11 protein-coding genes are annotated in these 14213 nt (G+C 45.4%); 4 read left to right on the top strand and 7 right to left on the bottom strand.

Annotated features, from left to right (window positions below; all coding sequences use genetic code 11):
* Window positions 1–6: 6 nt before the first annotated feature.
* Complete coding sequence (locus HW560_RS13890; protein WP_179263537.1) at window positions 7–1590, bottom strand: HEAT repeat domain-containing protein; 1584 nt, start codon at window positions 1588–1590, stop codon at window positions 7–9.
* Window positions 1591–1812: 222 nt separating this feature from the next.
* On the opposite strand from HW560_RS13890, the gene HW560_RS13885 reads away from it, so the two are divergent.
* Window positions 1813–2190, top strand: coding sequence for a PilZ domain-containing protein (locus tag HW560_RS13885; protein WP_090903747.1), 378 nt, complete (start codon window positions 1813–1815; stop codon window positions 2188–2190).
* 67 nt (window positions 2191–2257) lie between these two features.
* Here HW560_RS13885 and HW560_RS13880 read toward each other — a convergent pair whose 3' ends face one another.
* Window positions 2258–3613, bottom strand: a complete 1356-nt coding sequence (locus HW560_RS13880) for a uracil/xanthine transporter (protein ID WP_090903748.1) — start codon at window positions 3611–3613, stop codon at window positions 2258–2260.
* The gene (locus tag HW560_RS13875; RefSeq protein WP_090904004.1) at window positions 3610–4194 is read right to left on the bottom strand and encodes an ankyrin repeat domain-containing protein; all 585 of its coding nucleotides are present in this window, start codon (window positions 4192–4194) and stop codon (window positions 3610–3612) included. The genes HW560_RS13880 and HW560_RS13875 overlap by 4 nt, the downstream gene beginning before the upstream one ends.
* Before the next feature lie 184 nt (window positions 4195–4378).
* Between HW560_RS13875 and HW560_RS13870 the strand changes: the two genes are divergently transcribed.
* Window positions 4379–5272, top strand: a complete 894-nt coding sequence (locus HW560_RS13870; protein ID WP_179263535.1) for a LysR family transcriptional regulator — start codon at window positions 4379–4381, stop codon at window positions 5270–5272.
* A gap of 103 nt (window positions 5273–5375) precedes the next feature.
* Here HW560_RS13870 and HW560_RS13865 read toward each other — a convergent pair whose 3' ends face one another.
* The 4 genes from HW560_RS13865 to HW560_RS13850 all read right to left on the bottom strand — a co-directional run bounded on the left by HW560_RS13865 (window position 5376) and on the right by HW560_RS13850 (window position 11608).
* Entirely contained in the window at window positions 5376–7265 is a 1890-nt protein-coding gene (locus HW560_RS13865; protein WP_179263533.1) for a beta-glucoside-specific PTS transporter subunit IIABC, read from the bottom strand.
* Between the two features lie 127 nt (window positions 7266–7392).
* Window positions 7393–8244, bottom strand: coding sequence for a BglG family transcription antiterminator LicT (licT, locus tag HW560_RS13860; RefSeq protein WP_053781440.1), 852 nt, complete (start codon window positions 8242–8244; stop codon window positions 7393–7395).
* Window positions 8245–8478: 234 nt separating this feature from the next.
* Entirely contained in the window at window positions 8479–9903 is a 1425-nt protein-coding gene (locus HW560_RS13855; RefSeq protein ID WP_179263531.1) for a glycoside hydrolase family 1 protein, read from the bottom strand.
* A gap of 247 nt (window positions 9904–10150) precedes the next feature.
* Window positions 10151–11608: a glycoside hydrolase family 1 protein gene (locus tag HW560_RS13850; RefSeq protein ID WP_179263529.1), complete on the bottom strand. Its 1458-nt coding sequence runs from the start codon at window positions 11606–11608 to the stop codon at window positions 10151–10153.
* 717 nt (window positions 11609–12325) lie between these two features.
* Here HW560_RS13850 and HW560_RS13845 point away from each other — a divergent pair.
* Window positions 12326–13390: a suppressor of fused domain protein gene (locus HW560_RS13845; RefSeq protein WP_179263526.1), complete on the top strand. Its 1065-nt coding sequence runs from the start codon at window positions 12326–12328 to the stop codon at window positions 13388–13390.
* Window positions 13391–13408: 18 nt separating this feature from the next.
* Window positions 13409–14170, top strand: coding sequence for a LuxR C-terminal-related transcriptional regulator (locus HW560_RS13840; RefSeq protein ID WP_179263524.1), 762 nt, complete (start codon window positions 13409–13411; stop codon window positions 14168–14170).
* Window positions 14171–14213 lie beyond the last annotated feature (43 nt).

Below are 14213 nucleotides of genomic sequence, written 5' to 3'. Positions count from 1 at the left end.
TTACATTCATTGTATAAGCCACTCCAGCCGACGGATCAGGTCGTTGTCCAGTTCAGGTCGACACCATTCCAAATATTGATGAAGGCGCTCCAGCTGTACAATGGTCAATCTAATGCCATAACTGCGATTTGGGAATTCAACCCAGTTGTGTAATTGACGAAGAAGCGTGTGCTTCACCCATTCAGGTTGGGCTGTTGGTAGCAGTCGAAGTAGGAGACCGAGTTGAGTCCATCTATCCATAACAGAAATGATACGTAGCACATTTCGGATTACATGAGGCTTGGCAGCTTTATCCCCCAACAGCTCTGCGACTTCATCTGGAGGAATGAGATGAGGATGACGCCTCAATGCTCGGCAGGCTTCACGCGAAATACCTGGTTGAGGATCTTGCAGCATATTTATAAAATAAGGACCGTAGGAAGAAGGGTTTAGCCGCGTCAGTCCTCTTATGACAGCCTTCCTTACCGCAACTACTGAGTGCTGCGCATAATCAAACACAACCTCAGCGTCTGCCTTTTCCCCTGTCTCTCCAAGACCGGCAATAGCAGCAGCGAGGTGGCCTCGCTCCTCACTCCAGATCATATCAAGGTACCACGCCGCATAACTCCCCTTCATCCATTGCTTCCCGTGCCTTCGAGCTGTATCCCTTACCGAGAGGTCCGGGTCCAACAGCCGATCAGCTATAATCTCTTTCGCATCCTCAGGAAACATGGTAGCCAAAGACGCCAGACTTTCCCGGCGGATTGAAGGTATACTGTCCTGTTGCATGCGAAGAAGCGCTTCTTTCAGATTCTGTCCTGACAATATACCATCCACCTGCCACGCCGCCCACCTACGGATGGATGGATCGTCGTCACGCAGTGCCTGCTCTATAATCATGCCGTTATCTGTTCCATTTTCTTCAATCGAGATGCGAAACGCCAGGCGACGAATATAGGCATCCGGTGATACCCTTGCCGAATGAATGACATACCTGCATTCCTTTTGACGCAGCAAGTTATGAATAGATTCAATCCACTCCTCGAACAAATCCCGGCCACAGATTCGAAGTCGTTCCACCAATATGATATTTTCCATCCATAGCTTAGCATATTCGGGCTTGCGCTTGCGCTCGAGTGCCAATTTGGCCAAATCACGGATTTCGGGCACCCAATCATTTAAACGAAGCAGCAAATAAGGAAAGGTATACGGTTGATCGTTCTCGATCATTTTTCGAACCGCTGCCTCTCTAATGTATCCACTCCAATGCATCGTCAACACAGAAAGTCGGGTAGCACTCGCTAGATCCATGGTACGCATTTCTCGTTCGACAGACTTCTTCCATTCCAGTGGAGAAGGACGCCATTCCCTTACATGTTCATTCAACCAAACCAGTTCCGTAAGAGGACACACTGCAAGCAAAGTGGCGACCGCCTGCTCCGCTGCTTGAATAATGGCTGAATGACGATTATCCATCATCCGTATTATGGCCGGAATTGCTGCATAGACCCTGGACATGCCCACTTCACGCAGTTGTTCAACTGTTTGTTGAACATTTCCGGTTCCCAATCGATTAATTTTTTCCTGAAATTCCGAAGAAAATTGACGCAACCTAATCCGCTCCTTCCCATTCTGATCCAGGTGAAAAATCAGAACCATATCCAACCATTATATCAAGCCCGGCACACTGGTTAAAGGCATTCAAGAGCTAACTAGGTTCATGTTATATATGTGAAAACTGAAGGTGTTAGAAAACAGCTTAATCTCTTCATTTTTTTAGCAAAAATGACGATATAATCATAACTGACTTTTTTTGATTTTGTGGAGGAAACCATGGCTATCAACCTTAGAAGAGAACCTTTTCGCTATACTTTAAAAGAACCAATAACGTTTGAAATTTTTATACTCAGCATTAACGGCGCCTCTGCACCACCCAAACCCATTCAAGCGGAATTATGCGATATCAGCCGATCCGGCTGTCAGCTTTCTTTCCCGTTAAATCTGCATGTGGAGTCCAATAACATCCGAATCGGCATGAACTTGCTGCTTTTTGAAGACCCCTTGTATTTGGAAGGAACGCTGCGTTGGGGCAAAGAAGAGAATAACCAATGGCACTACGGGGTACAGCTGGAGATCCAGCAAGGCAATCATGAGCGTTTATCCAGAGAAATGAGAATGCTTGCGGGGCAAGGCAAAATTATGGTGAAGTAACCGGGAGAGCTACCAACCCAACAAAAAAACAGCCCGATGTACCGGACTGTTCCAATATTTTAGATATTCAGGCTGCTTTGGTAGCAGTAGTTGTATTAGTTGTATTGTCCATTTTGGACCAATCCACTGTGATTTCGAGCAAAAGTGACACCACAACTCCAATGACGAGTCCATTGCTAATGATCGGAATGAGATACATGGGCAGAGCATGAAACGCTTCAGCAGGGATGTTCATTACAGCAACACCTGTAAGAACCGGAAGTGCCACACGATAGATTGTTTTGGAATTAAAGGTGGTGCCTTCGAGTGTTCTTAGAGCTGTACCAAACATTTGCAAATAGGCTACAAATAGCACGGCACTCCCTACACTTGGAGGGATTTGTGCGAAAAAGGCTGTCACGGAAGGTGTAAGTCCCAACATACATAACATGCCTGCTCCAACAACAAACGCAGCCCGTTTCAGAATACGGGTGCTCTCCAGGAATCCGATTGAAGAAGCAAATAATCCGAACGGCAGCACACCTACACATGCAGATAACATGGTGAACAATCCTGTGAGCATGTACGATCGTTTATATTGTTGGCTGGTCGTTTGTACTTCATATATTTTTTCGACGGAGCTTAACGTGGTGATGGAGTTCGTCATATTCACCAGCCCGACAAAAAAAGCTGTGATAACAATACCCGGCTCCCACTTCGGCGTCCCCCACGGAAACCAGGAAAACAGGTTTAAATCCTGTTGACCGGATGCTCCTGCATGTTGTCCAGGAAACACAAAACTATAGGCAATCCACCCCGTCACGATGCCAATCAGGATGGAGTAGTTGCCGAGCTTGCCTTTTCCCTTAAGCTGGATTAAGGCCACAAGAAACGCTATAGCAACGGACAACGCCGCTACAGGCAGGTTGAATGTGCCAAACTCGGTGTATCCAATCATGCCTTTGAAGAAATTCATGGTCAATTGAATCGTCATCAGGAATAACATCGCACTCTTGACCATTGGTGTGAACAGCTTCTGAAGCACATGCGCAGCTCCAAGTCCGCCAAGGATCATCATTGTCAGACCCGCTAACAGAAAACCTGCAGCCAATCCTCCCCCGATACGTTCCAAACTCATGCCTGCTGATGAAGCCGAGGCCGTTAAGCTTAGTGTCAGTCCCCACCATAATCCTGAGGGACCATCCATCACGGCATAACGATGTCCAAAGAACGCCTGTAATATACACACAGCCCCAGTAAGCAAAAAGGCATGCTGCATCGACGCAGCAATGGCCTCCGGTGAAAGCTGAAAATTATGTCCGATGGATAACGGCACTACCACAGTGTTGGTAAACAGGAAGAAGAACCACTGAATGCCTGCCAATGCAAGCGATGACGCACCCTTGATATTATTTTGCAAAGATTGCTCTTGATGTCTGTTCATGATTGAGTTAACATTCGCTCCATTTCTATATAATGATGCCTCCGGGCATGCGCAAGTGCTGTAACGCCGTCCCGGTCCGCAATAGAAGGATCGGCACCATATTGCAAAAGCAATGCTACGATCTGCTGATGGCGAGTGCCGCCATCCCCCAGAATGACCGCTTCCAGCAAAGCTGTCCAGCCCAGATTGTTGATATGGTTCACATCCACATCCGTGTCTTTCAGAAGGATCTCCACAATATCGACATGACCTCGATCTGAAGCAGGAATCAGAGCTGTGCCACCAAAGCGATTCGTAATCCGGGTATCAGCACCTGCTTTTATAGCCAGTTCAACCATTTCACGCAAACCTTCCGCACTGGCATACAGCAGCATGTTGTCCAGTCGTTGATCCTGGATGTTCACATCCGCTCCCGCTTCAATAAGTGTACTTGCCGTCTCTGGCTTGTTGCCATATACCGCGGCCATCAGAGGTGTCCGTCCTCGCGCATCCCGGTCATTCACTCTGGTTCCTTGTGCGATAAACCGCAGCACATCATCCGTATGTCCAGCTTCAGCAGCTGCATGTATTGTTTTCAGCATCGCACCTTCACCCTCCAATTCTTCGTCATCCTCACGGCATATATTCGATACATCATAATCTACATGTGTGATTTGAAGTGTTTAAACCTTATGTATGTTAACATAGGATAATAGTATATTGAAAATACATGTTTTGTTGGTTTTCCATATGAAAAACATATCGCTGCGAATAAGGAGAACACACGTGGATATCAAACAATGTCGCTATTTCATCGCGATTGCCGAGGAGAGACAGATCACGGCAGCAGCGCGCAGATTACACATGGCTCAGCCTCCTCTAAGCCAACAGCTCAAGCTGATGGAAGACGAGCTCGGCGTAGCTTTGTTTGAACGCAAAGGACGCAGCATGGAGCTGACACAGGCGGGTCGAAGCTTCTATGATTATGCGGTCACAATGACCAAATACATGGAGGAAGCTGTCATGGAGATGCAGAGCTTCAGGTTTGGCATTCGGGGCAAGCTGTCTCTTGGCATTAATACGATTTCAGATCGTTTGATCCCGCAGGCGCTCCAGCAGTTTCGGACAACACACCCTCAGGTGACGTATAAAATTCAACAAAATGAATCTGCACAGCTCTGCCAGCTCTTGGGTGAAGGCAAAATCGAGCTTGCCTGTGTACGGATGCCTGTCAAAACAGAGCAATATGAAGTGCTGCATCTACCGCAGGAAGCTCTCTTCTATATTTCCTCCACACCGCTGAAGTCAGCGGATGAGCGCGGGATTTATTTTCAAAAGCTGACCGATATCCCTCTCTTGCTTCCTAGCACTGAAGGACTCGGGATGTTCGAACTGATATTACAGAAATTCCGTGAGCATCACGTGAATCCTTCCATTGCTGGCGAATGCTCGGATATTAACATGTTGCTGGAACTTGTACGACTCGGTTTTGCAAGCTCCATCGTGCCTCATACGGTTCTTCAGCTTTATCATGAGCATCCTTTTCATGTCTATCGTATTCAAGATGCGCAATCCACCGTAGATTCTGCGCTTGTGTGGCATCGCAATCGTCACCTGTCCAAGCCCGCGCAGCACTTTGTGCAATTGGTTCAGGAGCTGCTGCCTTCTCGCTCGCTTTAGTGTCCAGCAGACATCGACCATGAAGAATATCGCCCATATACTAAAAAGCAGCAGCCTTGCCGGAATAATTCCATCCGGAAAGACTGCTGCTTTTTGACGTTCGTTAAGCTTTTGCCGTAAACAACAATTCTTTTTCCTTAATCGTTGTACGTCCGGCAGACTCAATTGAATGATATTGATGCATGTTCGTAATGATGACCGGTGTAATCGTTGTGTAACCGGCTTTTTCGATTTCTTCCCGGTCGAATTCCATCAGCACATCACCAACGGCAACCTTCGCTCCTGCTTGAACTTTAGGCGAGAAGAATTGACCTTTCAGTTTCACGGTATCAATCCCGATATGAATGAGCATCTCAGCGCCATTGTCACTTACCAAACCGATAGCGTGTCCACTCTTCGACAGCGAGAATACTGTACCGTTAATTGGAGAAACCACACGGCCTTCCGACGGCTGAATCGCAAACCCTTTACCCATAATCTCTTCGGAGAATGCAGGGTCTGGAACTTCGCTCAATGGTTTAACTTCACCAGTAATTGGGCTGAATACGTCTTGATCCAATGCTTTAGTTTCTTCAACAGCAGTTACTGCGGAAGCAGAAGTCGTTGCTGCTGGTGTTGTAGGTTCAGCAGATGGTACTGCTTCAGGAACATCTTCGAATCCAAGAATGTACGTCAGAATTGCTGAAACTACAACAGCAATGGCAATCCCGATCAGAGCGTATACAAATGTCGGACCAATAATCATCGGAATCCCGGAAAGACCTGCCAGACCACCGATGACATAAGCTTTGGTTTGGAAGAAACTAACGAACGCTCCACTAATTGCTGCACCGATTAGGGCTGCGACAAATGGTTTCTTGAAGCGCATGTTAACCCCGTACATTGCCGGTTCTGTAATTCCCATAAGCGCAGTAACACCCGTTGATGCAGACAGGGACTTGATTTGTTTGTTCTTGGATTTTAAAGAAACACCCAGAGCACTACCTGCTTGTGCAAAGTTTGCCATCATCATAAGCGGAATCAGGTAATCATATCCCAATGTTGCAATGGAACCGATCATGATTGGAACCAGTGCATAGTGCATACCTGTAATAATCAGGAGCGAGAATGCACCGCCCACAAGCAAACCTGCAAACAAACCAGCGTTGTTGAACAACCAGTTAATACCATCTGTTAAACCGTTACCGATAATAACACCAAGCGGTCCTACAGCAATCATCATTACTGGAACAATGATAAGCAGTGTAACTGTTGGTACAACGATCAATTTAAGTGAAGCATGTGTAACCTTGTCGATGGCTTTTTCCACGTAAGAGGCTAGCCAGATCGCAATCAGAATCGGGATAACCGAGGACGCATAGGTCGCTGCTACAACCGGTAAACCGATGAACGATACATTTTCTCCTGGTGCAAGCAAGGCTGTAATGGTCGGGTGCATAACCGATGCACCAATTGCCGCACCGATGTACATGTTGCTGCCGAGTTTACGAGCGGTACTAATCCCGAGAATGATCGGCAGGAAGTAAAACGCACCGTCACCGATTGCCGACAGAATGATATACGTAGAACTTGTAGCATCGATCCAGCCAAAGGTCAGGAGCAATGCCACAATACCTTTAAGCATCCCCGCACCGGTAATTGCTGGTAGGATTGGTGTAAACACGCCTGAGATGAAGTCAAATACAGCACTCAGCGGATTTTTCTTTTTACTTGTTCCACTTGAAGCAGCTGGTTTGGCATCAGGGGATTTGGACATGTTGCCTACCAGTGCATTATACACAACAGGCACATCGTTCCCGATAATGACCTGGAACTGTCCGCCATTCTCCATAACGCCCATAACGCCAGGTGTATTTTTCAGCGTCGCTTTGTCCGCTTTTTTGTTGTCATTCAGGTTAAACCGGAGTCTTGTCATACAGTGTGTGACTTGATCGATGTTCTCTTCGCCACCAACAAGCTTCAGAATATCCTTGGACAATTGTTGTTTATCCATTGTGTTTTGCTCCTTTTATGTGTAATGAAGGTTAAAAAAAAACCTAAACACTGAATAATGACAAAGCAGTTTCAGCTTATCATTATTCAACGTTTAGGTTTTGCCTTTTGTGCAGTAACAATCCCAATTATTCAATTGTTTGTTCAGTTCTGACAACTCGTTCAATATGAATGGTCAGATATAGGATTTCTTCCTTGGATAAGACCCGGCTATAGATCTTGCGAGTATAGTCGTTAATCTTACAAGCACAAGCATGTGCCTCAGGATATTGTTTGCTCACCAGGTCATGAAGCGGATTATCTGCTTCCTTATCTTCAATCGCTGTACCGTGTAATACGCGCTGAGCAAAGAACTTCAAATGTGTCAGGAATCGATAATAACTCAGCGAATCCTCATCCAGCTCAATGACAAAGCTGCGTCGTACGATGTTAAGTATATCTTTTACGATATTCGTAATACTGATGGTTTCCCTCATCTCACCGTTCATCTGGGCGTTGACCAGATGCATAGCGATGAATGCGCATTCGTCTTCAGGAAGCAGGACGCCCAATGTTTCTTCAATAATCTGAAGTGCCTTGAGCCCAATGGCATATTCCTTGCGGTACATGCGCTTGATCTCCCAGAACAATGCGTTACGAATCTGCAAGCCTTGACGATGCCGGTCAATGGCAAAATGAATATGATCCGTAAGTGAAATGTAGATGCTCTCATGAAGCTTCTCACCCAACACGGTCTCGGCATAACGGATAATCTCATCCGAGCATTCAACATATTCAACTGGAATATCAGACAGAAGCGTTTTCAGTTTCTGCGATACTTCCTTGCTTTCCAATGAGAATATTTTTTCGACCAGACTGTCGTCTATCGTTTCACCAGTATGCTTTTTGAAGGCTATGCCCCGCCCCATGACGACCAGTTCGTTTCCTCCTGGATCAATCACAGTAACTACGTTGTTGTTCAGCACCTTCTCAATTTTCATTTCTTCACATCACCTTGCACCGTCAAAGTAGTAAAAGGCAAAACCAAAGCAGGTCATAAAACATATGCCCCGCTTCTGGTTTTGCCTGATTGAACAGTAACAATCCAGTATTCATTAGCCTTAGGCCCATCTTACCATATAATTATCCATCTGACAATGTTTTTGTGAAAGCGGTTAATGTGCTTGAATATGACACAAGAAGATGCTGCACACATATGTCTTTGGAACCAGAAATTAATGGTTGTCGGATTTCAGACTTGCGCCGTTTGTACCAATAACTTCTTTGTACCAGTGGAATGATTTTTTCTTGTAACGGTCCAGGGTACCCGATCCATCGTTGTTGCGATCAACGTAGATGAAGCCATATCGTTTTTTCATCTCTGCTGTAGATGCACTCACCAGATCGATGCAGCCCCATGAGGTATAACCCATAACTTCAACGCCGTCTTCAATCGCTTCTCCTACTTGTACCAAGTGATCATTCAGGTATTGAATCCGGTAGTCATCATTGACCGTTTTATTGCCATTTTCGTCTGTGATCAGCTCATCGACTGCACCCAAACCATTTTCGACAATAAACAGCGGTTTTTGATAACGGTCCCAGTATTTATTCAGCGTTACGCGCAGGCCTTGCGGGTCAATCTGCCAGCCCCATTCACTTGCTTTGAGGTAAGGGTTCTGTACACCTGCAAACAGATTTCCTTTGCCTTCAACACGCTTCTGTGGGTCACCTGTTTCACAAATACTTACATAGTAACTGAATGAAATGAAGTCCACCGTATGTTTCAGAATTTCAGCATCGCCATCTTCAAACTTGATATTGATATTATTCGCTTTGAAGTAACGATTGATGTATTTCGGATAATAGCCACGTGCATGAATATCGGCAAAGATGTCATTGCGCTGTTCTGCATGCATTGCAGCTACCACATCATCCGGATTTGGAGTCAATGGATAGGTTGGCATACTAAGCACCATACAGCCAATTTTCGCTTCAGGCATAATCTCATGACCCAGTTTAACCGCCAGCGCACTTGCCACCAGCTCATGGTGGATTGCTTGGTACAGATCCTGTTTGGACAGTTCCGCTTTCGGTGTAAAGATGCCGCCACTCATGAATGGTTCTTCCAAAATGGAGTTAATTTCATTAAACGTCAGCCAGTATTTTACTTTGCCTTTGAATCGGTTGAACAGGACGGTTACATAACGCTCGTAGAACTCAATCATTTTACGGTTAACCCAGCCGTCATACGTTTTGGACAAATGCAGCGGTGTCTCATAGTGAGAGATCGTTACGAGGGGTTCAATCCCATATTTGTGGCACTCGTCAAACAGATCATCATAGAATTGCAGACCTTTTTCGTTTGGCTCCAATTCATCACCTTTAGGGAAGATACGGGACCACGCGATGGATGTACGGAATACTTTGAAGCCCATTTCAGCAAACAATTTAACATCCTCTTTGTAGCGGTTATAAAAGTCAATTCCGATCAGTTTCAAGTTATCTTCTGTTGGTCCTTCCGTTCTTGGCGTCGTAATCCCATGCGGCATTACATCCTGAACAGACAGGCCTTTGCCATCTGTATTGTAGGCTCCTTCGAGCTGATTGGCTGCGACTGCGCCGCCCCATAGAAAATCCTTCGGAAATGGTGTTGTCATATCTGTCATTCCTCTCTGGTTACGTTATCTTCATTCTTTGTTAAAACGGTTGACCCTATGCCCGTAAGCACTTGTTTCGATCAGTCCCACATCAAAAAGCGGACAACACGCCAACTAAAGGGCTTCAGATCAGATAATCACCGATGGCCTGCTTTATGCTGGGTTTTGCCCGCTTTATGCGGTAACAATCCTCGAATAGCCTAATTACTACAGCGATCCGGGTTTAAGATAAAGGAGTCAGACCAAATTATAGTTGCTCACCATTGCTGGCAATTACGTTTTTGTACCAGTCAAACGAATCTTTCTTCGAACGTTTGAGTGTTCCATTACCTTCATCGTCCAAATCCACGTAGATGAAACCATAACGTTTGGACATTTCAGATGTGGACATACTCACGAGGTCAATCGGCCCCCATGCTGTAAATCCAATCAGATCCACACCGTCTTTGATCGCTTCTTTCATTTGTTCGATGTGTTTCTTCAGATAGTCCACACGATAGGAGTCATGGATTGAACCGTCTTCTTCAACACGGTCATATGCACCCAGACCATTTTCTACGATGAACAATGGTTTCTGGTAGCGATCCCAGAAGTTATTCAACGTTACGCGCAGACCGATCGGGTCGATCTCCCAGCCCCAGTCGGAAGCTTCCAGATAAGGGTTTTTCACGCCGCCAGTCAGGTTACCTGCTGTTTCTTCCTTGTCTGCGGATGCAGATTTGGTTACAGACATGTAGTAACTGAAGGAAATGAAATCAACCGTATTGTTCAGCAAGATCTCATCATCGCCTGCTTCTTTCTGAATCACGATGTTGTTTTCTTCAAAGTAACGAGCCATGTAGTTCGGGTATTGACCCCGAGCATGCATATCCGTGAAGAAGAGGTTAATCTGATTCTCATGTTGCGCCAGACGAACATCTACCGGATTACAAGTCGCCGGGTACGTTTCCATCCGAGCGAGCATACAGCCCACTTGGGAACCAGGAATAATCTCATGGGCAAGCTTGGTTACCAGTGCACTAGCTACAAATTGGTGATGCAGCGCTTGATATGTCGTTTGCAGTTGGTTGTCCACTTTATCGATCAGGATACCGCCACCTGTGTATGGGCTAAACAGCATCACGTTGATTTCATTAAACGTCAACCAGTATCTCACTTTATTTTTATAACGGTTGAACACAGTTTCTGCATATCTCACATAGTGCCCAATCACTTCACGACCTGCCCAACCATTGTATTTCTGTGTCAGACCCAGCGGTGTTTCGTAGTGAGACAAGGTTACCAACGGTTCAATGCCGTATTTCAACAGTTCGTCGAAGACGTCATCATAGAATTTCAAGCCAGCTTCGTTCGGCTCTTGATCGTAACCGTTCGGGAAAATACGTGCCCAGTGAATGGACAAACGGAACACTTTAAAGCCCATCTCAGCAAACAAAGCGATATCTTCTTTATAGTGATGATAGAAATCAATACCAAAACGTTTAGGGAAACGTTCTTCAATTTTGCCGGAAAGGATCTCTTCAATTCGTGTAGAGGAGATTTCCATGGCATGTCCGCCTGTACGCTTCTCTTTGGGAACATGCGCAATCATATCCGCAGTAGAGAGACCTTTGCCGTCCTTATCGAATGCACCTTCCAATTGGTTGGCAGCTGTAGCGCCTCCCCACAGGAAGTTTTCGGGGAATCCTTTTTTTGCCGTGGTCATAACGAACTACCTCTTTTCGAATTTTATTTGGGTTTTTCCCGAATACAACGGCTGTATTTCAGGCCAAAAAACAAGAAAAACCTAAACTCAAGGTAAAATAGCTCGCAAAAAAAGAGCCTTCATTTCACCATCAGTTTAGGTTTTGCCTGTCTGCACAGTTACAATCCATCAAAAGATGTTATTGTGTATTCGGTTGTTTTTCTCTTGTAATGTAAGCGTAACATATCTATTTTGCAAAATCAACTTTCCGCTTAATGCACTCGCTGACCACCTTTGAGTTATCGAGGCATTTGCATAATTGCTGCTCTTAGGGCATTCGTATCCCCGCTTTTGAGGTAGCTGGCAGGACTTTCGTCGCCCAATGCAGGAACTTTCATGTCTATCCAACGCAGCGCATATTCACCCATTTCACATAATATAACCTTGCTAATATCTATCGGAATCCCCCGCTGCTCTGCACATTCAGCCCATTTTGGTTCCACATCCAAATATGATTTTTCGAAGAGTCACACAAATGAGTCCCAACTGCTTTGATTGAACTCCGCCAGATATAAATCTTTCATACTCATGTAAATTCCCTCCCTGAAATAGACATCGTAACCCCCAAGTCCTACGATAAGCAATTCATCCTTAAGCCGCTTGAAACCGATTTTGAAAAAGGTAGACTTAATTTTAAATGTTTTTCGGGAAAATGGATAGCCAAGGAGGAACACAACAATGACTGAAGAAGCAAACACATCCGGTTGGGATGCCATTGATGCAGCAGTTGGTGAATTATATGGAGATCAGGAACCACTTCACTATGGTACAGCTATTCCTTATATGCTCGGTGGACCTGATCCGCTAAATGGAATTAGCGTATACAAAGTGGATACCCCGATCCCTCACTGGCATTTCATTACCTATGGTTTTTCGGAACTGTATGAGAAGGAATCGGAAGATCTGGAGCATAGCGGTTATGGATTTGAAATGACTTTTCGGCTTACCCGGAGTGAAGAAGAGACTACTCCCCCGTCTTGGGCTCTGAATCTATTACAGAACGTTGGACGATACGTTTTTACTAGTGGGAATGTATTTCATGCAGGAGATTACATGGATGCAAATGGCCCCATTTGTCTCGGCTCAGATACGTTACTAACCGCACTTTCTTTTATTGAAGATCCTGATCTGACAACGATATCCACACCCAATGGAACGGTGAAATTCATTCAGATGGTGGGAATTACCGGTCCGGAACTCGAAACGATGCAGACATGGAATACACGTGGCTTGTTAGCAGCCTTGGTTGAATTCATGCCAAAATACGTTACGGATCTCATGAGAAATTCATATTTGGATATCCCCTCTGTGATTCAGGCTGTTGAGCGCGGAATTGAAGAGGAAGGTTCCAGTACAGCATTTTTATTCATACAACAACTAGCCTGGACATCTCCCCGCAAGAGAATACTGCAAAAAAATGTACCGGCTGAACTCCAGATCGGAGCAAAACAGGCCCAAATTATCGGAAAAATACTACGCAGCCGCTTTTCAAAAGGCGCTCCACTGTCCCTAATCGGATCAGGAGTGAACATTACGTTTGAAGCCGGAGGAACACCCTCATTTTCGGAGGATGGCAACCAGATTAAGGTGATTGTGCATGAACAAGCCGTATTGGAGTTGGCTGCAAACCTTCGCCCTGTCGAACAAACATTTGAGATTGCTTCATTGCCCGGCATTCTATTTCGAATTGCCCGCACTGAAATTACCGATCAGGATGGTCATGTGATCGAAACCATCGGTTGATCACGAGGAGGACATCATATGTCTGCACGAACATCTACCTTACGAGAATTCTCGTTGGAGAACGAAATATATCCCCACGGTATGGCACATATCCAGTATTTAACGAAAACCAATCTGGACAGGATACGCAAAATCAATCATTTTTTGATTAACGCCTTCCAGCAGAGTCTCTCGGATATCAAAGAAAACCTGTCAAGCACATATCTTTTTCTGCTCACCGACTCGCACGGGGTTCTGCTTGCCATGGTTTACAGCGCTGATCTGGAACAGGTGGTGAAACAATCCCCCATCCGTCCGGGTATGATCTTTACAGCAAGAAGTTGTGGCGTCAATGCTATATCCGAATCAATGGATAAACAGGGGCCTGTTCAGCTGTCCCCTGAGCAGCATGAGAATCCACTTTTTCAGAGCTGGCATTGCTATGCTGCACCTCTGTCTGTTGGTCTTCAACACGTTGGCTACCTGGACGTCTCCACCATTAATGCAGACATCCAGAGTGAACTGATTGCAATCGCCAAGCTGATCCCGGCCCATATGCAAAATCGGTATCAATCTAACCTTGCCTCATCGGTAACGGAGCAGCCATCGATTGAATTCACCAAGCGACAGTTAACCATTCTGAAAATGATCTCTAGCGGACTGACGGTTAAAGCCATTGCTGTGAAATTGAAAATAAAGGAATGCACCGTAAATCATCATAAAAAAGTGATTTTTAACAAATTAGGTGTACAATCCAGCGCGGAAGCTGTTTCAATTGCCAGCCGTCTGTCTTATCTATAAAGGTACCCCTATAGATTCCTATAGGTGGTCAACACGAACATCT

Origin of the sequence: Paenibacillus sp. E222 (assembly GCF_013401555.1) — a bacterium.
In the GTDB taxonomy this organism is placed as follows: Bacteria; Bacillota; Bacilli; order Paenibacillales; family Paenibacillaceae; genus Paenibacillus.
This window is presented reverse-complemented; position numbering and strand designations above follow the sequence as displayed.